The sequence below is a fragment of the Rhodococcus sp. NPDC059968 genome (genome assembly GCF_042738615.1).
Classification (GTDB): Bacteria; Actinomycetota; Actinomycetes; order Mycobacteriales; family Mycobacteriaceae; genus Rhodococcus_F.
Window position 1 is genome coordinate 19,461 of sequence record NZ_JBHWUE010000086.1, and the last position, 21,926, is coordinate 41,386.

The window sequence follows — 21,926 nt, forward strand, 5'->3', positions numbered from 1 at the left end:
CGGTGGCCGACGACCGGAGTTCGACTCCACCGACTACCGCGGCCGCAACGTCATCGAACGCCGGTCCTGCCACTTGAAGCAAAGGCGGGGCCTGGCAACTCGCTACGACAAACTCGCCATCATGTACCGAGTGGCGGTCGTCCTGAATGCGGTCATCGCCTGAACCCCTACCGTCGTCCACCGGTCACCCGAAGGCGACAATCGTAAACTGTGCTGTGCCGGGCCCCGAAAAATTCAACATGTTGTGGGTCGCTTCCGTCATGTCAGGGGAGCAAAATTGTCCCGTCACGATGACGATCGCGAACGGCAGGCTGAATACCGCGACGTTTGTGATGTTTGGCTTGCTTCGGGCGAACGAGTGTCTGACGTGTCGGCCAGCGACCGTCCTTCACACTGGTTGGTTCGATCTCTCAGGAAGGGTTCTCGGGTATGTCTGGACCGCACACGACCGATGTGCGCCGTTTTACGAGCGAGGACATGGAGTTCTTGCAGGTCTGCCCAGAGGCAGGCGGCTACGTCTCGACGTGTACGGTGGTCAACCGGAATATCAGCGACACAATCGGTGCCACAATCAGTACATACGACGACTGTTCGATTGAGGCGACGACCACCGATGATCAGGCCATTGTGGTGCTCGACGGTGTTTTCCGAGTCCGAACAGGTGACGACTTCAGCCGAGTCATGGAGGCAAGATTCGGCGACGTCCTATGGCTACCTAAGAGAACTCGGCTCAAGTATGAGGGTGAGCACGCAAAGGTCTTCTCAGGTTTCTACCCGCTCAATGGCGCGGCACCTGGCGCAGACGACGGAGAAGATTCTGAGCCAGCGCAGCCCCTCCAGTTCAAGAGCTCGGATATGCACTTCTCACAGATGCACATCCACGCGGGTGGATACTCTTCCGTGTGCCGGCTGATTGGACCCGAAACTAGCAGCACGATAGGCGCTGGCATTGGAACCTACGATCAGTGCTCGATCACCTGGCAGACACACTACGACCAGGTACTTATCGTGCTGGGCGGCACCCTGAGATTGCTGACCGGAATGGACTACAGTCGGGCAGTCGAAGGAACCAGAGGCGACGTGATCTGGCTTCCGAAAGGTACCCACCTCAAGTACCAGGGCGACCGCGCTAGTCAGTTCTACGTGCCGTACCCGGTAGATTGGCGATCGCATACCTCACTCTATTAGATGCTGAAATGTCTTTACTAGATACTGAAATGGCGCGGATCGCCATCGCACATCCGCTTAGCAGTCGGTCTGCAGCCAATCGACAAGCTCGCGCAGACGTCCGCGGAGCGCACCTCGGCGGTAGTTCGATTCCGGGAATTCGGTCAATCGCCGAGGTCGACGGTCACGCCAGCAATGCAGCGAACGGCCGCCCTTACCGAAGCCGACGCACAACGCGGCCGCAACTTGCAGCCGCGACCTCGCTAGCGTCCTGAGTCTTTAATTCTGGCGCAGTAGTGTGCGATGGAGTCGAGGATCTGGTCAGCCTCTGCGCCACTTCGGTATTCGATCCATCATCGGCAGCAGCGAGGGTGATTCGCAACCGTACCGCCAAACCTGCGGCGGTCTTGCGTCGCCGCGCCCACCCCTTGAGTTCTGCGCGTTCGGTCTCGGTCAGCACAACGTCCGCCGGTCTCGGACCACGAGTTGCCATGACCAATCTTAACAACCGATGGCCTATTTATGACTCAGGACAATAGCGAACTACGTGAACATGATGTGGGCCTTAGTCGGCGTCGAAACTGAGAACGACTCTTCCGAGGAAACGGAATCGCCGACTGGTCCCCGGAGACCAATGGCAGAAACTCATCACATGTGCCCGGAGCCCCAGAACCTTTTCCCGGCAAAGACGCCCGCGATCCAGCGGGGCGCAAGGCCATCAGCGACTCTCGTGCACGTCTGAGCCGACTATGGTCACCAGAATCCAACGTCGGCTGCTGACGACCGAGCGCGCGACATCCACCAAATCAGATCCCAGGACAGCTGTACCCACTGAGGCTGCGAACCCAACCATCGTCTGCGCCGTGAGTCTTAACGGCCAGTGACCGATACTTGCATCCGGTCGGAGCAAAAACTGTGTTGAACTGAAGTCCTCATAGTCCACAGGTTGTCGGTCGCGAAGCTCCAACACGACAGCGGAAGATGTGGCTGGCAATATTTCAGGAGCGAAAGGCAGCCGCGCGCAACTGCGACGACTATGTGGCCTAACCAAACACCGGCCAGCGTGAGGGGATGAGCGCGAGTCTGCCTAAAGTTCTTGTGGCATCAGTGTTAGCTAAGGCACCGCGAGGATCGCCCACAAGGGAAGGCGACATTTTCGTCCGCCGGTCTATCGTGCGAGCTCAATCGACCGTACGGGACGCTCGATTGGAATGACACAGCCAAACGGCACAGGAGGAGAAATGGAGATCGAAGTCGACACCGACGCATGCGTTGGGGGCGGGCAGTGCGTGCGAGCTGCTGCCGAACTGTTTGACCAGTCCGATGACGACGGGGTGGTTATTCTACTCAACGCGTCCCCAGAGGCTGAGTACCACGACGCTGCACGAGAAGCAGCCATGATCTGCCCCGCTGCGGCAATTCGGATCATCGAGTGAGCCGCCAACTGGAGCGTGTGGTTGTTGTCGGCGCATCGGTCGCGGGCGTGACCGCTGTTGAAACGCTTCGACGTCACGGCTTTGACGGCTCGATCCACTTAATCGGAGATGAAGGCCACCTCCCATATGACCGTCCGCCATTGTCCAAACAGGTCTTGTCCGGGGCCTGGGACGCCGAACGTGTGACCCTTCGCGATGAGGCAGCGCTCGGGCTCCTTCAGGCAGATGTCCGCCTGGCCTGTCGTGCCACGTCAATCGATGTAACAGATTCATGCGTCCAGTTGGACGACGGAAACAAGGTGCCATACGACGGACTAATAATCGCGACCGGAGTCACCCCGCGGCGGCTATCCGTCGGCCACGAACTCGCGGGCGTACATGTACTGCGGACTATCGATGACGCAGTCGCGTTGCGGGACGAGCTACATTCCGGACGCCGTCTGGTGATAGTCGGCGGGGGTTTCATGGGCTGCGAAGTAGCCGCGGTGGCCAAAAGGAGGGGCCTGGAGGTTTGCATTGTCGACGCTCTCCCAGTCCCGCTGTTTCGCCAGTTTGGTCGGGAGATAGGTCGACGCATCGCCCTGCTGCACGAAGAGCACGGCGTGACACTCCAGTGCGGGGTTGGCGTGCGGCGGTTGATCGGTGACACAGCAGTCACTGGAGTCCAACTGGCGACCGGAACGGTCCTTCCTGCTGATTTAGTGCTCGTGGCAATCGGGTCCGTTCCTGCCACGGACTGGCTGAGAGGCAGCGGGTTGAAGATCGACGACGGCGTGCTCTGTGACGCCACTTGCCGCGCAGCTCCAGGGGTATACGCAGCTGGCGATGTTGCACGGTGGTGGCACGAGATAACCGGGAGCTACGTTCGAGTCGAACACCGGTTGAACGCCACTGAGCAGGCCATCAACGCTGCCGCGAACCTCCTTGGTGCTGAGGAAACGTTCAAGCCGATCCCGTACTTCTGGACAGATCAATACGACGCACGAATCCAGGCGTATGGATTCTTCGATGCCGATTGTCAAGTCACTGTCACGCAAGGTGACTTCGCCGAAGGACGCTTCTTGGCGCACTTCACTCGTAGTGGCGTTGTTACGGGCGTGCTCGGTTGGAACATGCCAAGGGAGACACGGGCCGAACGCGATCTCGTCTGGCAGATGTCGCCGGCGCTTTCGAAGGATGGCAACTCCGCCCCGGTTCCGTGAGTCTCAGCACCGTCTCGAGATCAGCTACCTGTCGCGGCCTGTCGCAGGTAGCGGCCAATGGATTTCGACTAGCGAGTCGTTGATCGGGCAGTTGAGCGCTAAGTGTGATAGTCCGGCCGGTGAGCACGTGCGCGACCTGGAGTGTGGGTCGTTTCAAGATTAACTCGACATTCTCGCCTACGAGATCCGAGCCAGGCGTCGGCATCATCGTTGAACTGAACCGCCGACTGTTGCAGGATCTATGCCGGAACATAACCAGTACCATCGGTTATGGCAGCGGCGGATAATCGTGCGGTGCTGGTTCTTCATATCTACAGCAGCCGTCTCTGCGACGCGCTCGACCACTGGCGTTTTGCGCCCCTGAGTGCCAGCCCATTAAGAGTCGTCGTGCGAGCATCTTGCCGGATGCTCCGAGACAGTCGCCGTTCATCGGTAGCCGCTGTGCGGCAAGCGCAGAACGGAATGCCAAGTGAGTCGCAAGTATCGAGGCGCTCTGCCGGTGATCGCCGTCCCGCTCGCTTCAGTCTGGCTGCCTACGGCCGCACCAACTGATGGGGCCTACAACGGCCCCAACCATTGGTAACGTCTATGACGCCCCCGAGGTGGAGTCGATCATCTTCGTTGGGCGGGAGTATCATTGGTTCCCGTTTACGTCGCCTAGTCGACCTAGACCTGGCGAGCGGTAAAAAACTCATCAAGTGAAAGTTCGAACCTGTGGAAAACTTGTCTGATCCTAGAGAACTCCAACCGGTGGGTCTGCCATCGGTGCGAACCTGTCCGTTCAACCCTCCGAGTGAAATCACGGCACTTCGTAACAGTCGGCCGCTAAGCAGACTCACTTTTCCGGATGGCCATGTTGGGTGGCTGGTGACGAACCATGAACTCGCTCGCATACTGCTCAATGATCCGCGCCTGTCTGTCTTTCCAGCTGGCCCGCCAGCGTCTCACCCCGAGCGTCAGGCGGCGCAACTCTACGATGCGATTCGACGAGATGACTCCTTCCCGCAGTCTGTGCGCGAGCTCATCGGTCGTTATGGCGAAGAAGGCAGGCTCGCTGACGCGTTTAGAAACCCCGAGGTGATACGCACCCTTCATGAGCAGCCGCCGGGCACTCTGAGCTTCTTCTACACAGATCCGCCTGAACATCTGCGGCTGCGCAGAATTCTTGCGCCCTACTTTTCAGTGCGCCGGGTGGGCGAGCGTCGAGCCCGCATCGAGCAGATCGTGTCGGATCGGCTCGACCTGATGGAGAAAATCGGACCGCCGGTCGATTTTGTTAAGGTGTTCGCTCAAGCGATTCCGTCGTTGGTAACATGCGCCATGTTCGGCCTTCCCGATAGCGAGATCGAAACGTTTGAACGGCTTGCACTAGTGCGCCACGCCGCAGATGCCACCGCCGACGACAACCTCGCGGCCATCAGAAGTTTCCATGAATTCGGTCGTCAGTTGATTTCTCGTAAGCGAGCGCAACCAGGCTCAGACATGCTAAGTGCACTTATTGCCGACGATCAATTGACCGACGAGCAGCTGGCCACCACCGCGGTGCTCCTCGTTCAGGCCGCCCATGCAACCACGGCGCACAGTCTGGCGTTCAGCGTCGTTAGTCTCCTGAGGGATCGTGACCGGTGGGACGAACTGAAGACAGGTTCGGCTCCGATCAATCAGATCGTCGAAGAGCTTCTCCGGTTCACCACAATCGATCAATCGCCCGACGTGCGCACTGCCTTGGAGGACATTGAGGTCGGCGGAACAGTGATAAAGGCATATGACAACGTCGTCGTGCTGTTGTCTGCGGTTAACCGCGACCCTGCCGTGTTCGAGGAACCGGACCGCTTGGATTTCACACGGCGTGCGTCGAGTCACATGTCGTTCGGTTACGGGGTGCACCAATGCCTGGGGCAGCATCTAGCCAGGCTGGAGATGGAAGTTGCGCTTACAGGTTTGGCAGATCGGTTCCCGAATCTGGATTTCGCAGTTCCTCTTGACGAGATCCCGTGGTACCCGGCAGATAGGCAGTTGATCGGTCCTGTTCGTGTCCCGGTCACGTGGTGAACCGCATGGGATCCCAGCACCCCTCGCCCGCCCGGGTCCATCGCAGGCGGGCGGGGTGTGGTGGTCGAAGCGCCCCTTCGAGTTGCGCTTTCCAAGATCTGTCCACTCGGCCGAGACGGCGACGCCGACCCGTTCTCGCTTCGGTGGCTTGATCAGAAGCCTGCCCGACCCGTGTGCGCGGGTCGTGGCCGGTTACAGGCCTGCCTCGAAAGGTTCTCTTCCCTCCGCACGGCCTCAGATAGCCAACGAAATATTGAAGACCGCGAGCGCTTATGTGGGTGATTGGTGTCAAAGCCCCGGTGTCGTCGACTCGCCGAAGGAGCCCGTCGAAGACCTTCTGTCGGCCGATCAGGCCCTTGTCGGGGCGTTGGCTCGCTGTTTGGGCGGGCGTGGGGCGGAACTCGATGGTGGTGACGAAGAACGCGTGCAGGATTCGCAGCTCGATTCGAAGTGGCAATCCAACTCGACGGGCCGGACGTAGTAGCCGTTGCCGAGCATCCGGCGGTGGTCCTCGGCGCGGAGCTTGGGCATCTCGGTAGGCTCGTCTTCGGCGGGCAGGACTGCGGGCTCGTGTTTGTCGTAGAGGGCTTCGGCTTTCTCGGTGACGCGAAGTATTGGTCGGCGGCGGTGCGGTCGGTGATCTGCTCTGGCGACGTCAGATATTGGAATGCCGGGCATTTGTGAGTGTGCAGCGTGGTCTACGACTGCTTCGACGTGCTGCTGGCGGCCGGCGAGATAACGCGCAGAGGAGACCTGCGCCTGTGACGACGCAGATCTGGGCGAGCCGGTGCCACATCCTGTCGGTCTCGCGTTCGGACAAACCCAGGCTGGTCGTCTGGTCGCGGAACATCGTGGCGGCGGGCTCATGGGCTCCAGGTAGGTGTCTCAGCGCGAGGCCGACCGCACGACGTGGGCATCGGCCGCCGTCTGTTCGGAAGCCGTGGCGAGGCGGCGATCACTCGGACAATGGCGGGCGCCGCCATCCGCGCGGCCACCGGTCGGGTATGCCAGGTGCGGATTCCCGGAAGTGGCCTTCCAATCCCGGCACTGTCTGCAGCCTGGTGCGGCGGGATCAACGCTGACGGCCGCGCCGATATATGCGGCTACGGTATCCCACTGGACTTTCCCGGACTCTGTTGTAGTGGAGCTTCTTTCACGTCATTTTCGTCTTCGCCGATGCCGTCGAGGTTGGCTATCGCCTTGGAGTGCTCGTCGATGAGTCAGGGCAGGGTATTTCGCGTCTATGACCCTTGCTCGCCTGCCATAGGACCGGTGCATCCAGGCTAAGCGAAGGCTAAGCGTGGACGGGCCTGATCGACGATGCTCAGGGGCGCAGGCTAAGCGATCGGCGAGCTGCACAGACGTTGTCTTCCAGTGTGTACTTTGGCCGCCGAGGGTCGATGGCAAAAACTGTGCTGACTTTGAGCGGACGATGTGGCCACATTGTCGGTCGCGACCCATCGCATCGTCCGTGAACACTGTTCTGCAGCATTCGATCGGACCGGGAGGCAACAACTTGCAGGCGTTCGAAACTTGGGAATATCGGACACGACTGGACGGGGTAAGGCAGTCGATGTCCGAAGCGGGCTTGGACGCTTTGCTGGTGTTCCAAGAGGGCAACCTGTGCTACCTCACCGGATACGAAGGTTGGTCCGCCTACGTGCCGCAGGCAGCGCTGGTAACTCTTGATGACGACCCGCTGCTGATCCTTCGGGAGATGGATCTGCTCTGCGCGGACAGCACTTGGCTCCCTGAGGGCAGGCTCGCCGGATATTCCGAGAGCTTCATCGGCTCTGCGGAACGAAGTCCGTGGGAGGCTATCGGCGAGATGGTGAAGGGCACGGTGGGAGCTTCAGCGCGTATCGGTGCCGAAATCTCAGGACCAGGCCTTGGGTACCACGACTACGGAAAGCTCGTCGACGCGCTTGGGGTTGAAAGCCTGTGCAATGCTACGGGGCTTGTCGCGAAGCAGAAGCGTGTCAAGTCCGAGCGCGAGCTAGCCTACATGGCAGAAGCGGCCGCGATCGTGGACAGAGCAATGCTGGCCGGCATCGGCTCGATCGCAGTTGGCACCAGGCAGTGCGACGTCGCGGCAACCATCATGGCGGCTCTGTGCTCTGGGACGGAGACGATTCCAGGAGGACCGCCGCGTCAGCCGCCGACCATGCCGGCAGGGCCCATCGCGAACGCCCCGCATCTGAAATGGACTGACGACGCATACTCCGCTCAGCAGCAGACCAACTTCGAGATTGCGGCGGTCCGTCGCCGATACGTGTGTCCGTTGTCGCGGACGGTCTATCTAGGGACGCCTCCGAAGCGACTCGCAGAGATTCACCGTGGAGTGCTCGACGGCTTTCATGCGGCCCTTGAAGCCATTCGACCCGGCGCCTCCTGTAGCGATGTCGCCCGTGCGTTCGAGGTCGCATTCCTTCCACATCAGATTCGGAAGCAGTCACGAATCGGCTATTCGGTGGGAGTTGACTGGACTGATGGTGGCGCAAGCCTGGGACATAACGACCACACAGAGATCGTTACGAATATGACGTTCCATGTGATTATTGGCGTCTGGGAAGCGGGCGAAGGCTACGTGTTCAGCGAAGTCGTGCGAGTCACCGACGACGGTGCTGAATCCCTGTCGAACGTGCCCCGAGTTCTGTTCGAGAGGCCCGCATGAGTCTCACCAACCACCAGGATCACGGCACCGGTAAGGGGCAGTCTCGTATAGATTCCGAGCTATACGAGGATATGCGTGGGTGGCGCCGACATTTGCATGCGAACCCCGAGCTTGGTTATCAAGAACATCAGACGTCTGCGTATATTCGATCACTGCTCGACGGTTGGGGGATTCCGTACGAGACGCCCCTGGACACGGCAACGGTGGCTCACTTGCGCGGATCGATGAATGGGCCTGTGCTCGCGCTTCGGGCAGACATCGACGCGCTGCCGATTCAGGAGGAGAGTTCGGTTCCATACGCTTCCACCCGGCCCGGGGTCATGCATGCATGCGGACACGATGGACACACTGCAATCCTTCTGGGACTGGCGAAGCTCATGTCGGAGAGACGGCGAAGTCTACGCGGTGAAATCCGTCTCGTGTTTCAGCCTGCCGAAGAGCTTGTTGACGGAGGGGCGCACAAACTCTTGCGGGCCGGCGTGCTCGACGGTGTCACAGCGATCGTCGGCCTGCATCTGAGCAGCAACTTGGCCACTGGCGTCATTGCCCTCGATCAAGGTGCAGTGATGGCGAGTGACGATCGGTTCGATATCGCCATCGCAGGCGCTGGGGGACACGCCGGCTCGCCGCACACGAGTTCGGACGCCCTCTACGTCGCTGCGACTTTGGTTCCCCAGTTGCACTCCCTGGTGGCCCGGCTCGTTGATCCGCTCGAACCAGCGATTCTGAGCGTTGGAACACTCAGCGCAGGTGACGCGTACAACGCGATTCCGGGCCATGCGCAGTTGAGTGGCACGATTCGAGCGCTGTCGCCAGCGGTACGCGACCAACTCCAAGCAGAACTCATGGAGCTCGCTGCCGCGCACGCGGCGGCCAACGGCACTCAGGCCACGGTTGCCTATCACCGGGGAAGCCCGCCGTTGATCAACGACGCAGACCTGGTGACGCTTGTCCGGCCGGCTGCGGAGCGGGCAGTGGGACTAGAGGGAGTCAGATCGCGAAAGCCCGTCATGGCCGCGGAAGATTTCGCGTTCTACTCCGAGGTCCTGCCCGCAGCCTTTGCCTTCATCGGCGCTGGAGACCAAGGAAGTTTCCCCCACCATCATCCGCGCTTCGACCTTCGCGAGGAAGCGCTGGACACCGGGCTGCGATTCCTGGAGGGGGTCGTTGAGCTATGGGCAGCGCCTGAGGCCCCAGTGCCCGACCTCAAGTCCGCGCATCCAAAGTCAACCGTTTGATCAGGATCGCTGAATGGCGAACCGCATCGCGGCCGCGGAGCCGAGGTGCGTGTGAGTGGCTGTCGGAGGTGTCCGACAACTCAGGTCAAAAGGCGAGGCGATTCTGCTGACCGGACCGCGCCGGTCGCTCTAGCGATGTTCCAAATCAAATGATGGGTCCAAGTTGTGGCGACTTGGTGACGTGCCGTTGCACAAATTGCGGATAGCAGTCGGCGAGGAGCATCGTCAAAATCAAGAGAGGGTTTGATGGGTAAGAGGAGGCTGCGGGTGACGATCCCTACGAATAGTGGTCGACCAAGCATTGTTGTACTGGTCAGCTTGGGCACATTAGTGCTCGGGCACATTATTGCCGGATTCGCCTCAGACGCACGGATTCGAACAAACCAGCTCGCTGGCGGTCAGGTGAGGACTAAGGCAGCGCGGGTCTCAGACGTCACCCGGTGCATCGAGTTGCCGAAAGCGGTGTCCGTATGACCGCGCGGGCAGATAGTCCGACGCCCGCGGGCTTCCTCTCGCGCTACCGCGTCCTCGACCTTACAGACGAACGAGGGCTGCTCGCTGGCGCCATGTTCGGGCGCCTTGGCGCGCACGTCATCCAAGTCGAACCTCCAGGTGGATCGTCTGCCCGACAAGTACCACCCTTCTCGAACAACGTCGGCCCCCTAGAACACAGTGCGCATAGTTCACTGTTCTGGTCGGCATACGCATCCGGCAAACGGGGTATTACGTGCTCACTGGATTCGGCTGCGGGCCGCGCTCTGGTGCAGCGGCTCGCAGCTAGTGCCGACGTTGTCTTCGAATCCTTTGGCGCGGCCATCCACCCCGACCTTCGGTATGAGGCGTTGCGCGAATTGAACCCCCGCCTGATTCACGTGACTATCTCTGCATTCGGATCGGACGGACCCAAGTCAAGTTATGAGGACACCGAGCTGATCGCCTGGGCCGCCGCCGGCCCGCTCTGGCCTCATCGAGACGAACGCGGCACACCGCTTCGGGTAAGCGCACCGCAGGCGTATCTGCACGCGGCAGCTGACGCAGCATCTGGAGCCATGCTCGCATTGCTAGCCCGCGAGCGAACCGGGCGTGGCCAACACGTTGATGTGTCTGCTCAAGAAAGCGCGTCACTGGCAACGATGTCAGCGACGTTCGCGACTGCGGTCGGTCACAACAACTACTCGTTCGACTCTCCGAGCCTCACCGAAGATCCGGAAGATCGCGGAGCGCATCGCCGACGCTCGAAGTGGCGCGCACTGGACGGTTGGGTGCAGATGCACATCGGAATGGGTCCGACTGACGGCCGATTCGCCAACCTGTTGTTCAACTGGATTCGCCGGGAAGGCGAACTTCCCGCGGGAGTTGCCGACTGGGACTGGATCAAGCTGCCGGAGCTGCTACGAGATGGACGAGTAAGCCAGGAGCAGGTCGAACAAGCGCGCGCTGCGGTTGCCGCGTGCCTTGCCCGGCGCACTAAGCGCGAGATCCTAGATGTCGCAGTGTCTGAGCGCATTTTGATGGCGCCGGCGCTCACGGTCGCGGAAGTGCGAGAAAGTCCGCACTTCAACCAGCGTGGGCTCTTCGAAGCAGTGGATGAGAATGGTGTTGAGCGCACGCTTCCTGGACGCCTGGCAGCGACCTCAGTCCCAGGGCATGGAGTGCTGAAGCCTGCACCGCTCTTGGGTGAACACAACCAGGAGATCTACTTAGGCCTGCTCGGTCTCGCGCCCGAGGAGTTGACGCAACTAGAGCAGGAAGGGGTTGTCTAATGCGCGCTCTGGACGGACTGAAAGTACTCGATCTCGCCTGGGTGATGGCGGGGCCAATGGTTGGACGCGCATTGGCGGACTTCGGTGCAACCGTTGTGCGGGTTGAATCCTCGAAGCGGCTAGACGTCGCACGCTTCATGGGGCCGTTCCCGGATGGGGAGATCGATCCACGTCTGTCTGTTCTCTTCGAGAACTGTAATGTTGGAAAACTGGGCTTGGCGCTCGACCTGAAGTGCGACGAAGGACGCGGTGTCGCTCGCGAACTTGTGCGCTGGGCCGACGTCGTAGTCGAGTCCTTCGCCCCAGGACAGATGACCAAGTTCGGACTGGACTACGAAGCCATCCGGAAGATCAACCCGGGTGTCATCATGGTCAGCACCTCACTGATGGGGCAGAGTGGGCCGCTGGCCCAGATCGCGGGGTTTGGCAGCACAGGAGCGGCCCTGTCTGGCTTCCAAACAGTGGTCGGTAATCCAGGGGAACCACCGATTGGAACGTTCGGTCCATACACCGACTACGTCGCTCCGCGCTTCTCCTTGTTCATACTGCTTGCCGCGCTCGACCACCGCAGTCGGACAGGCGAAGGAATGTGGATCGACGTTGCACAGTCCGAAGCAACGGTGCATTTCCTCGCCCCACAGGTTGCGCTGTACGACGAACGTGGCCAGAACTTCGACGCAGTAGGGAACCGCGACCCAAGCTACGCACCGCACGGGGTCTACCCGGCGCAGGGGGAGGATCGGTGGATCGCGATCGTCGCTCGCGATGACGCGGAGTGGGCGAAGTTGGCCGAGTTCATGGGCATGCCCGAACTGAGCCGGGACTCCCGATTCTGTACGTTGAATGCGCGCAAAGCGAATGAAGATGCTCTGGAAGCGATACTCAATGCGTGGGTTCAGTCCCACCCCGCCGACGAACTCGAACGCGCACTCCAGAGCCAGGGAATTGCAGCCCATATCGTAGCGTCGCCTGCAGACTTCTTCGCTGACCGCCAGTTGAACGATCGTGGATTCTTCGTACGGTTGCCGCACCCCGTCTCAGGAGAGACCGTAGTCGAGGCTACCCGCTTCCATCTTTCCGATACTCCGGCCCGATATGACCGGTGCGCGCCCCCGGTCGGCCGCGACAGCAAGTACGTCTTATGTGACCTCTTGGGATACAGCGAAAAGGAGTTCACTGCTCTAGCCGAGGGTGGCGTGCTCACTTGATCTTTGATGCCGCACGTCGGTACTCAGCGCTGGTGACGGGAAGCGACAGGCGGCCGTCGGTCGGCGACGCCCAACTCCAGCGGTACCCAGCCATATCCACAATGAAATGGAGAAAGAGTAAGTGGCCACCGAGAATACAGTTTTAACGGAAAAGCGTGATTCAGTCTTTTACATCACACTGAATCGTCCCGATGCGCTCAATGCGCACAACGTCGCAATGGAAGTTGCGCTCATGGACGCGTTGAGGTCCTTCCAAGCGGACAACGAACTACTGGTGGCAGTCCTGACCGGCGCCGGAGGTCGAGCCTTCTCGACCGGAATGGACCTCAAGGAGGTCGCTCGGTATGAGGAGGAAGGCCTTGGGCAACGGCCCTACGAACTCCTGCGCTTTGCCGAGATCGGAGTGTGGAAGCCGATCATCGGCGCGATTGACGGCCATTGTCTCGCCGGCGGGTTCGAGCTGGCGCTGCAATGTGACATCAGGATTGCGACCCGCCCGTCGACCTTCGGGCTACCTGAGCCGCGCTGGAACTACATGGCGAACTATTATGGCTGCCATCACCTTTCGAGGATGATCCCGTTGGGAGAAGCGCTTTACATGCAGCTCACTGGCAATCGGATTGATGCAGACGTCGCACTGCGCTCCGGCTTGGTGCATAGCATCCACGCAGATCGGGCGAGCCTCCTGGAGGAAGCCGACGCCATCGCAGAGGCCATCACGATGTGCTCACCACTTGCTATTAAGGCGATAAAGGAAGTCGCCATGAACGGCCGCAGTCTTCCAATCGGGGAGTCCTACCGGATGGGCGAGCCGCTGATGTGGGCCCTCGGCGATCTTGAAGACGCGGTCGAAGGACCCAAGGCGTATGCCGAGAAAAGGCGTCCGGTCTGGAAGATGCGTTAGTTTGACGGTTCTCAGTTAAAAGGGCCCCATTGCGGAAGGCTCACGTGTCCGATAGTCATGTTGGCCTGACGCGTCCTGCGTCGCCGGAGGTGCGGTCTTAGCCTGAATCCGTGGATCGGCGAACTTGGTGGTTGTCGGGTCGATTCTTTTAGAGCGTGTCTCATGTGGATGAAGTGGCGTGTGGGACATCATTAGATGAGTTGTCACTGCGGTTGGTGCCGGATGCGTGTGGGAGATCGCCGAAACCTTGATCCCGCGATTCGCCGCGCGGTCGCAGGGTGGGGGCTGTGCACCGGTTGGATGTGCGTGGCGGCATTTGCCGCCTTCGTCGGGGTGACGGTGCCGACCGCGCACCGCCGGTTCGCCGCATGGACGGCCGCGCCGGGGTGTTCGAGAGGCTGCATCGTGAGGCGCTTGACTTCCTCGGTGCCGCCGGTGAACTGGACTGGGCGGCAGCGATCCTGGACGCGGCGAGCGTGCGGGCGAAAAGGGGGCTCGCTGACCGGGCCGAGTCCGGTCGACCGCGGCTAGAAGGGCTCGATGATCCACGTTCTGTCCGAGTCGAACGGATTCCCGCTGGTCGTCGACGTCTCCGCGGCGACTACCCACGACAGCACCCTGCTGCAACCGATGGTCGACGCGATCCCGGCGGTGAAGTCCCGTCGCGGTCCGCGCCGCCGCAAACCCGGAAGGTTTCGCGCAGACAAGGGCTATGACTACGACGTCCACTGCCGGTGGCTGCGCGAGCAGGGGCGTCGTCCCCCGCATCGCCAGCCGCGGCATCGAACGCAACGACCGACTCGGCCGACACAGATGGAAGATCGAACGCACCATCGCCTGGCTCACCGGCTACCGACGCCTGACCATCCGCTATGAACGCCACGGCGAACACTTCGCCGGATTCCTCCACCTCGCCGCCGCGCTCACCCTCAATTCTTCGTGCTACCTGATAGATGATAGGTGAGTGGGTTTCGGCTGGGATGTGATGGTGTGCGTCTGGTTCTGGCGTAAGGGTATGATCGTGCCCGATTTCGGGGTGGATGCCCGGTTCCACCGGCCGGGGTTGCCATTGGTGTGCCGTAGGAGTAGTGGGCCGCGGTCGGGTGAAGGCGGCGCGGATGTGATACCGCGCTGCGGCAATGGCTTGGGCCGTTGCCAGCTCGAATCGATCCGAACCCGGACCGCATGGCTCCGCGGGTGATGCTGGCCGCGACGTGCAGTACCGGTAGCGGAAGGTGTCGATCGCGCTGCGGACCAGATCGGGGTGGTCGGGGAAGCCGATCAGCTTCGTCCAGGCCACCAGGTCTGTGGCGGCCGGGATAGTCTCGAGCCAGGCGGTGTTCCCGTCGAAGCGGTGGCACAGCAGATTCCGCAGCCTGGTCACCTTGGCCTGCCGGATCTGGTCCTCGACCCGTGCGTGCTGACGGTGCCGCAGCTCCAGTCCCGGCCAGCCCACCGGGACCACACCGGTGCCGGTGTCGGTGATGAACCCGGTGATCCGGTGTTCGCCGGCATCGGTGAACCGCAGCTGTGCCCCGGGCGGGGCGTTCCGTCGCAGGATCACTCGGGTTCCTTCCGGCCAGGCGTGAAGGCCGACCAGTCTGGTGGCCTCGGCCACCCATGCGCCGTCGCGGATCTCGCCTTCGGAGTCGATCGCTGGCATCCACGCCGCCCTCGCGGTGAGGGTTTCGGTGGTGTCGCGGATACGGTGTCGTCCCCGGCGGCCCGGGCGTCGGCGAATGCGTGGGTCGCCCCGGCCGAGTCGCTGCGCACCAGAATCTTCTGACCGGCAGGGTCAGTCGGATCGGACCGATACGCCGGTGGCACCGTCCTCGAGTGCCCACCCGAGGACGGTGACGTGGTCGGCGGCGATGTTGCTTCCCGCATTCCCCGGACGGAGCAACCCGGTGGGCACTTCACCGCCGGCGATGTCGGGCCGGTCCAGAAAGGCCAGCTGCGGGTGATAACCGTAGGTCCTCTTCCAGGTCGCAGCCGCGCTCTCCTTGCCATCGGAATGGTCGAGGGTGATGGTGGCATCGATGTCGATGCGTAACCACTCCGCATTCGGTGCGGCCCCTGCCTTCCAAGCCCACGCCCGCTCCCGGGCCCGCGCTCGCGCGGTGCGGATCCCGGCCGGGTGGGCGGCATCGATACGCTCATCGACAGCCGCCACATCGTCGTTGTCGACGCCGACGGGCCGAGCACATGTACGCGGCCACCACAACTTCGTGCTGTGACGTCCACACAGTCGGCGCCGTCCGCGACCGCGGCGACCAGGTCGGCGAACACCGCACCCGGCGCATGCGCCCATTTCCCCGCGGTAGGTATCGGTCAATACCGCCGTGACGTGCCCGGACAGTCCCGTCAGATCCGCCACTTCCCGCAGCATCCCCACACCGACTGCGACACCACGCCCCGTCCGTCGGCCGATACTTTCACCCGTGAACCCGCTGCGATACTCTACCTGCGAAGTGCCTTCCCGTCGGCATTGTGGAACCGTAGAGAAATCCCGTTATGCCCTGCAGGACACACGCTTTCGTTGATCTACACACCTTGATTCTTACCCATCCGAAGAATTCAGGCTAGAACCCATCGCCTGAATCAACAACAACTGCCACAGCGCAACACGGTTCACAATTCGAACGCGGCTCCGCCGGGTGCTGTCGCCCACCCACTCGCCAGCCGCATTTTCCGGTCAGTCAACGCGCTTACTTGCGCGCGCCGTGACGTCCCGTTACTGTTTTGATAGCGCACTCCGTTTTGCAGGAAGGGCATACTCATGACGATCTATCCAGGCGCGGTCTGCGGGCAGTTGAACGTCCGCGGAGCGTCCGTCGAATACTACGAGTCCAATGCGCCGGCGGTGGGGGCAACAGGAGACGGTGCTGCGCCCGTTGTCATGCTGCACGGCACTGGTGGAAGCGCGGCTACAACCTTTCGCGCGCTGTTTCCCATGCTGGCAACTAAGTATCGGGTCATCGCCCCTTCGTTCGACAGTGAGTCGGCAGACGAACTCACGCTTGAGGACCTCGTTGACCAGGCCGTGGCGGTGATCCAGGACCAGGCACCGGGGGTGCCCGTAACGTTGCTTGGCCACTCGCTCGGCGCTGTCGTTGCTGCCCAACTTGCCGCCACTCGGCCCGAACTCGTCGAGAACCTCGTCCTGGTGTCGGGTTGGGTGCGGACCGATCCGCATCAGCTTCTCCGCAACGACCTCTGGCATCAACTGCACGGGATCGGAGGTCCGTCGCTCGGTGCATTCATGACGCTGTGCACATACAGCGGTGACTTCCTGGCCGCTCGCACGACCCAGGAGATCGAGACCCTGGTCGTCGAGGCTGCCGATGGGCCGGACCGCAGAGCTGCAATGCGACTCAATCGCACCATCGATCTGACCGAAACGCTTCCCTCAATTGAAGCCGAGACGCTCGTCGTCGGCTGCGAGCTGGACTTTATGGCGCCTGTTAGGCAGGCGAAGCAACTCTTCGGCGGTATCAAGAACGCGTGCTACTACGAGATCCGTTCGGGCCACTCGGTGACCCGCGAGCGCCCCGCCGAACTGTTCTTCGTTGTGCACGACTTCTTGCGCTCGAAGCCAAAGTACCTGCCGGGGACCGTCATTCCTCGCCTCTCGGCCTAACCAACTCACTGCTAGAGGAGAAACAACCAATGAACCACGAGACGGCACACGACACGATGGTCGTCATCGTCGGAACCGGCTTCTCCGGCCTAGCGCTGGCCACCAGGCTTAAGCGCAAGGGAATTACGGACTTCGTCATTCTCGAAAGGGCCGACGGTGTCGGCGGCACTTGGCGAGACAACACCTATCCCGGCGCGGCGTGCGACATCCAATCACACCTTTACTCCTACTCATTCCGGCCCAACCCGCGGTGGTCTCAGGTCTACGCACAACAACCCGAGATCTTGTGCTATCTGCAAGACACTGCACGTGACGAGGGCCTGCTGGAACACATTCGGTTCGACACCGAACTGTTATCCGCGACATGGTCAGACGACAACCAGCGGTGGCACATCGTAACCAGTTCCGGCGCGTACAAGGCCAAGATTCTGGTGACCGCCTCAGGGCATCTGTCTGATCCGAAAAGCCCTGATATCGCGGGATTAGAGCAGTTCGGTGGCGCCCGTTTCCATTCGGCGAAATGGGATCACGACGTGGAATTGAAGGGCAAACGTGTCGGTGTCATTGGAACAGGTGCCTCAGCGATCCAGGTCGTGCCCGAATTGGTCGGGCAAGTCGAGAATCTCATCGTATTCCAGCGGTCAGCGCCCTACATCATTCCCCGGCGGGGCTACAAGTACTCCGAGATTGAAAAGGAGACATTCCGTAAGTGTCCGGAGGTGGCGCAGGCCCTGCGCGATGAACTGTTCTGGGGTAACGAGAGTCGATTCCCGCAGCGCCGGCGAGTTACCTCGTTCATCGAGGAGATCCGCCGTACTGCTATAGACCACCTACACGGCCAGGTCTCGGACCCGCAACTGCGGGCGCAGTTGACGCCGGACTACGAGATAGGCTGCAAACGCATCCTGATCTCCAACGACTACTACCCGGCCCTCGGGTCTGACAACGCGACGCTTGAAACCAGCGGTATTCGAGAAATCGTCGCCGATGGTGCCATCACCGCGGACGGTCGGATGATCCCGCTGGACGCTCTTGTGTTGTGCAGCGGGTTCGAGGCCAGCGACCTGCCGATTGCCTACCGCATCACCGGACGTAACGACATGCTGTTGGCTGACCGCTGGTCGACCGGCGGTCAGGCCTTCGCCTGCGCAGCAGTCCACGGCTTTCCCAACATGTTCGTGATGCTCGGGCCCAACACTGGTCTCGGAGCCGGCTCCATCATCTACATGGTGGAGGCGCAGGCCAATTACATCCTGGAGGCGGTCGAGTTCTTGGCCTCCCACCACGCGGTAGCCGACGTTACCGAGGAAGCCGAGACGGCCTATGTGCGGTCGATCGAAGCGCGCAGCAATGGAACGGTGTGGACCACAGGTGGCTGCGCGAGCTGGTACGTCGACGCGCGCTCTGGACGACTCACGACCCTGTGGCCGGACTTCATGAGCGAGTTCCGGGCCGAGAACGGAACTTTCGTTCCTGACGTGTATCGGGTGTCCGTGGCCGACAGTGCTACGAGCGTTGGGCTGTGAACAACAACAAAGTCGGCCGTTTCGCACCCCGTCGAGTTGGCAACCCTCGTGAGTCCTCGTGAGAAGAGCTCCAAACAGATTCGCCGCGGCTTCACAGCTGGGCAGTCACTCTGAGCCATTGCGCGGAACTGGAAGTTGGGGATGCGCCGGCGCAGGAGTCCGTTGGTGATGGCCGTGTCGTTGGTGGCGCGCTGCCTGGGGCCTTTGCGGATCGCCAAAGTAGTCCAGCTGCTTGGATGATCACGGTGCGCGGCACCATCGTTCGCGGTTGTGGCCCGCACCGGATCACTGAGACCGTCCAGGATCTAAGGTTATCGTGGCCTCTACACGTGACGCGGTTCGCCGTCGCGTTCAAGGAACGCGACGGCGACAAGCAGACCGCTGCCGAGGCCCACGTCCGTTTGGCGGTGTCGGGGAGCGAATTTATCTACTGTCGGCGGGGTATGTTTCAACGAGGGGGAGGGTTCGTCGAACTGGTTGGTATGGCTCGTTCCTTGTCGCCCTGCCGTTTCGCGTGGATGCGGCAGTTTTGCAGTTGACCGCCGTGCGGATGTCGGCGACGGACCTCGTCTGTGCGCAAACAATTGAGTGAGAAGCAGCGTGCGGCATCTTTGTCCCCAACTGGTTCGATGCTTCGAATTCGGTTTCTGCACTATGGACTTGACTGATGCATGTCCAGGCTGCAGGGGGAGTGCCCAGATTAGTGTGGGTCGGCGAGCCGGCCAGGTGGTTGGCGGGCAACTCATCTGAGGTTGCCCCTTGAGAGTGGACACCGGATTTCATGCGGCAACTGACAGCGTAGACGACGCGATCAGCCGTTGTTCGAACTCCACTGGGGTGAGGTATCCAAGGGCGGAATGGGGGCGGTTCTCTGGGGGTCCCGGCCTGAAGTGGCTGTCGGCTGTCGACCGTCACGTAATTGGATCTGGTGCAATTTTCGTGATTGCTATGGGGCGCTTGACTATCCGGCGTGTATGACACGTTTGCGGAGTAGGTCGAATCCGGCGCGTCCGTACATCTGCCGTTTGAGCATCTTATAAGTTACGTGGAATCTGGCTGTGGGGATGATCATGTCTCCTCGGTGTTGACCACGAACTGAGGAGATGGTTTGAGCGGCACGGTGGCTGGAGGAGAAGTGGCCGGTGCTGGGCCGGCATGTGCAGGCGGCCGGGTGGCTGCGGGTGTGGACCGATCTCGGGAGGGCGCCTCGGACGATCGACGCCTACGCACGGGGGCTTGCCGAGTACCTGGAGATGTGCGAGCGGGAGGGTGTCGACCCGCTCACGGCGAGTCGGGCGCATGTCGGCGTCTATGTGCGGGACTTGACCGACCGGCCCAGCTGCCGTGGCGCGAACGTGGTGTCGCTCGATTCCGGTTCCGGTCTCGCGAATGCCACGATTCAGCAGCGGTTGGTGCCGGTCCGGCTGTTCTACGACCACCTCATGGAAGAGGGCCTGCGTGAGTCCAATCCCGTTGGCCGGGGCCGTTTCACACCCGGCCGACGCGGTGGCGGGCATCAGCGTGGGTTGGTGCCCCGGTTGACGAAGCTGCCCTGGATCCCCACCGAGCGGCAGTGGGTCGACATCCTGACCGCCGCCGCCGAGGAACCGGTCCGCAACCGCCTGATGCTGGCGCTGGCCTACGATGCCGCGCTGCGCCGGGAGGAGCTGTGCGCGCTGCGTACCGACGATCTCGACCCCGCCCACCGCACCCTGCGGATTCGGGCGGAGACGACGAAGAACCGGCTCGAGCGGGTCGTGCCCTACTCTGCTCCGACCGGGGTGCTGCTGTCGGACTATCTCGCGCGCCGGGCGAGACTCAGCAGGGCACGCGGATCGCTGTTCCTGTCGGAGTCCCGCCGCAATCACGCGCAGCCGCTGAGCCTGTGGACGTGGTCGAAGGTAATACGACGGATTGCCCTGGCCGCCGATGTGCCGCGGTTCTCCACGCACACCACCCGGCATCTGTGTTTGACGGATCTGGCCCGGATGGGTTGGGAGCTGCATGCGATCGCGACGTTCGCGGGGCATCGCCACATGGACTCGACGTTGCGATATATCCACCTGTCCGGGCGGGATTTGGCCGACAAGCTCGGCCGCGGCATGGACCACATCCACGCCTGGCGCATCGGAATGCTCACCGACATGGACGCCGCGACCGCAGGAACGCCACAGTGACTGCGCCGCTGTCGGGGACACTCGAACTGGACCCGAATCACGTTGGTGCTCACCACTCGTCGGGCATCAGTTCGACACCACTATCGACCTCCGAGACGACGAGGTCCGAGCCATCGGAGAACTCGGCGTGCGCAACCTGCGGCGGCTGCAGTATCACGATCCGAACGCGCCGGGCTGGCACGTGATCGGACGACTGCTGCGACCGCTGGAGACGGTCAACGCAGCGCTGGATTCGCCGGCCACCGCGCATCGGCGGCGCGCCATGGCCGATTCGGTCGCGGTGCTGCTGGTGTGTTGCGCCGAGAAGGAGCGGACCTTCTGGGGCTGGAGCACGCAGGAATGGGTCCATCTGCTCGGCCGGGATCAGGCCGAGTTCCGCCGGAACGCACCCGCCTGGGCCGGCGACGAGGTCCGCCCCTACCTCGCCGCGCACGCCTACCTGCTGGGCTCCTTCACCGAGTTCCACCGGCTCGGCAGCTTCCAACGACTGACCCTGTCGTGGCGGATCTTCGGGCGCGACCGAGTCGACGGCGAGATCGCCCGGCTTCGTAAGGTGCTCGCCGAGTGGGGTTATCGGCTCGGACACGGCGACGACACACTGCTGCCGATGGTGGCCTGCCAGCTATTCCTGCTCAACCACAGCCCACACCTCGAGGACCTCACCACCGACCTGTTCGATCGGATCCGCCGTGACGGACTGCTTGGCGGCGCGCGGCTCAACACTCTGCATGCCGTGCAGCGGGCGGTGGGTGCCCTCGGGTTCTGTGACCCGCCGCCCGCGACGACCGGTCGTGGCACTGCTCGGGCGGGCGGCGGTGCGCAGATCTGGCAGCAGTGGGTCGACCGCTGGTACGCGACCTCGACATTGACGCCGCGGGCACGTGGCAACGTCCGGTCCCGCCTGCTCAAGGTCGGCCGCTGGATCGCAGCCGAACATCC

At 61.9% G+C, this 21,926-nt stretch carries 13 protein-coding genes and 4 pseudogenes; 15 read left to right on the forward strand and 2 right to left on the reverse strand.

The features are described 5' to 3' along the window. Window positions 1-477: 477 nt before the first annotated feature. Entirely contained in the window at window positions 478-1,188 is a 711-nt protein-coding gene (locus ACFWAY_RS41345; protein WP_378514591.1) for a hypothetical protein, read from the forward strand. Between the two features lie 292 nt (window positions 1,189-1,480). On the opposite strand, the pseudogene ACFWAY_RS41350 reads toward ACFWAY_RS41345, so the two are convergent. Continuing rightward, window positions 1,481-1,660 (reverse strand): annotated as a pseudogene (locus ACFWAY_RS41350) (IS630 family transposase); the annotation flags it as partial. Window positions 1,661-2,408: 748 nt separating this feature from the next. Here ACFWAY_RS41350 and ACFWAY_RS41355 point away from each other — a divergent pair. The 10 genes and pseudogenes from ACFWAY_RS41355 to ACFWAY_RS41400 all read left to right on the forward strand — a co-directional run bounded on the left by ACFWAY_RS41355 (window position 2,409) and on the right by ACFWAY_RS41400 (window position 14,608). Further along, entirely contained in the window at window positions 2,409-2,603 is a 195-nt protein-coding gene (locus ACFWAY_RS41355) for a ferredoxin (protein WP_378514592.1), read from the forward strand. After that, entirely contained in the window at window positions 2,600-3,805 is a 1,206-nt protein-coding gene (locus tag ACFWAY_RS41360) for an NAD(P)/FAD-dependent oxidoreductase (protein ID WP_378514593.1), read from the forward strand. The genes ACFWAY_RS41355 and ACFWAY_RS41360 overlap by 4 nt, the downstream gene beginning before the upstream one ends. Before the next feature lie 867 nt (window positions 3,806-4,672). Beyond that, window positions 4,673-5,857, forward strand: a complete 1,185-nt coding sequence (locus tag ACFWAY_RS41365) for a cytochrome P450 (protein WP_378514594.1) — start codon at window positions 4,673-4,675, stop codon at window positions 5,855-5,857. A gap of 450 nt (window positions 5,858-6,307) precedes the next feature. Then, the gene (locus ACFWAY_RS41370) at window positions 6,308-6,541 is read left to right on the forward strand and encodes a hypothetical protein (protein WP_378514595.1); all 234 of its coding nucleotides are present in this window, start codon (window positions 6,308-6,310) and stop codon (window positions 6,539-6,541) included. A gap of 787 nt (window positions 6,542-7,328) precedes the next feature. Beyond that, window positions 7,329-8,531 carry a M24 family metallopeptidase gene (locus ACFWAY_RS41375; RefSeq protein WP_378514596.1) on the forward strand — a complete coding sequence of 401 codons (1,203 nt, stop codon included), beginning with the start codon at window positions 7,329-7,331 and terminating at the stop codon, window positions 8,529-8,531. After that, complete coding sequence (locus ACFWAY_RS41380) at window positions 8,528-9,769, forward strand: M20 family metallopeptidase (RefSeq protein ID WP_378514597.1); 1,242 nt, start codon at window positions 8,528-8,530, stop codon at window positions 9,767-9,769. The genes ACFWAY_RS41375 and ACFWAY_RS41380 overlap by 4 nt, the downstream gene beginning before the upstream one ends. Before the next feature lie 470 nt (window positions 9,770-10,239). Beyond that, complete coding sequence (locus tag ACFWAY_RS41385) at window positions 10,240-11,532, forward strand: CoA transferase (protein WP_378514598.1); 1,293 nt, start codon at window positions 10,240-10,242, stop codon at window positions 11,530-11,532. Beyond that, entirely contained in the window at window positions 11,532-12,740 is a 1,209-nt protein-coding gene (locus ACFWAY_RS41390; protein ID WP_378514599.1) for a CaiB/BaiF CoA transferase family protein, read from the forward strand. The genes ACFWAY_RS41385 and ACFWAY_RS41390 overlap by 1 nt, the downstream gene beginning before the upstream one ends. A gap of 121 nt (window positions 12,741-12,861) precedes the next feature. Beyond that, window positions 12,862-13,644 carry an enoyl-CoA hydratase-related protein gene (locus tag ACFWAY_RS41395; protein ID WP_378514600.1) on the forward strand — a complete coding sequence of 261 codons (783 nt, stop codon included), beginning with the start codon at window positions 12,862-12,864 and terminating at the stop codon, window positions 13,642-13,644. 226 nt (window positions 13,645-13,870) lie between these two features. Continuing rightward, window positions 13,871-14,608: pseudogene (locus ACFWAY_RS41400) on the forward strand (IS5 family transposase). A 138-nt stretch (window positions 14,609-14,746) separates the two neighbouring features. On the opposite strand, the pseudogene ACFWAY_RS41405 reads toward ACFWAY_RS41400, so the two are convergent. Then, window positions 14,747-16,101: pseudogene (locus tag ACFWAY_RS41405) on the reverse strand (IS1380 family transposase); the annotation flags it as partial. A gap of 322 nt (window positions 16,102-16,423) precedes the next feature. Here ACFWAY_RS41405 and ACFWAY_RS41410 point away from each other — a divergent pair. From ACFWAY_RS41410 to ACFWAY_RS41425, 4 genes and pseudogenes are all read left to right on the forward strand, one after another. After that, complete coding sequence (locus tag ACFWAY_RS41410; protein ID WP_378514601.1) at window positions 16,424-17,284, forward strand: alpha/beta fold hydrolase; 861 nt, start codon at window positions 16,424-16,426, stop codon at window positions 17,282-17,284. A gap of 29 nt (window positions 17,285-17,313) precedes the next feature. Next, window positions 17,314-18,810 carry a flavin-containing monooxygenase gene (locus ACFWAY_RS41415; protein WP_378514602.1) on the forward strand — a complete coding sequence of 499 codons (1,497 nt, stop codon included), beginning with the start codon at window positions 17,314-17,316 and terminating at the stop codon, window positions 18,808-18,810. 1,142 nt (window positions 18,811-19,952) lie between these two features. Beyond that, window positions 19,953-20,987: a tyrosine-type recombinase/integrase gene (locus ACFWAY_RS41420; RefSeq protein WP_378514603.1), complete on the forward strand. Its 1,035-nt coding sequence runs from the start codon at window positions 19,953-19,955 to the stop codon at window positions 20,985-20,987. Between the two features lie 127 nt (window positions 20,988-21,114). Further along, window positions 21,115-21,926: pseudogene (locus ACFWAY_RS41425) on the forward strand (hypothetical protein); the annotation flags it as partial.

Excerpts from the sequence above, each read along its gene's own strand:
- ACFWAY_RS41380 (WP_378514597.1), top strand. The coding sequence starts at position 8,528 with ATGAGTCTCACCAACCACCAGGATCACGGCACCGGTAAGGGGCAGTCT.
- ACFWAY_RS41345 (WP_378514591.1), top strand. The coding sequence starts at position 478 with ATGGAGTTCTTGCAGGTCTGCCCAGAGGCAGGCGGCTACGTCTCGACG.
- ACFWAY_RS41415 (WP_378514602.1), top strand. The coding sequence starts at position 17,314 with ATGAACCACGAGACGGCACACGACACGATGGTCGTCATCGTCGGAACC.
- ACFWAY_RS41390 (WP_378514599.1), top strand. The coding sequence starts at position 11,532 with ATGCGCGCTCTGGACGGACTGAAAGTACTCGATCTCGCCTGGGTGATG.
- ACFWAY_RS41410 (WP_378514601.1), top strand. The coding sequence starts at position 16,424 with ATGACGATCTATCCAGGCGCGGTCTGCGGGCAGTTGAACGTCCGCGGA.
- ACFWAY_RS41355 (WP_378514592.1), top strand. The coding sequence starts at position 2,409 with ATGGAGATCGAAGTCGACACCGACGCATGCGTTGGGGGCGGGCAGTGC.
- ACFWAY_RS41385 (WP_378514598.1), top strand. The coding sequence starts at position 10,240 with ATGACCGCGCGGGCAGATAGTCCGACGCCCGCGGGCTTCCTCTCGCGC.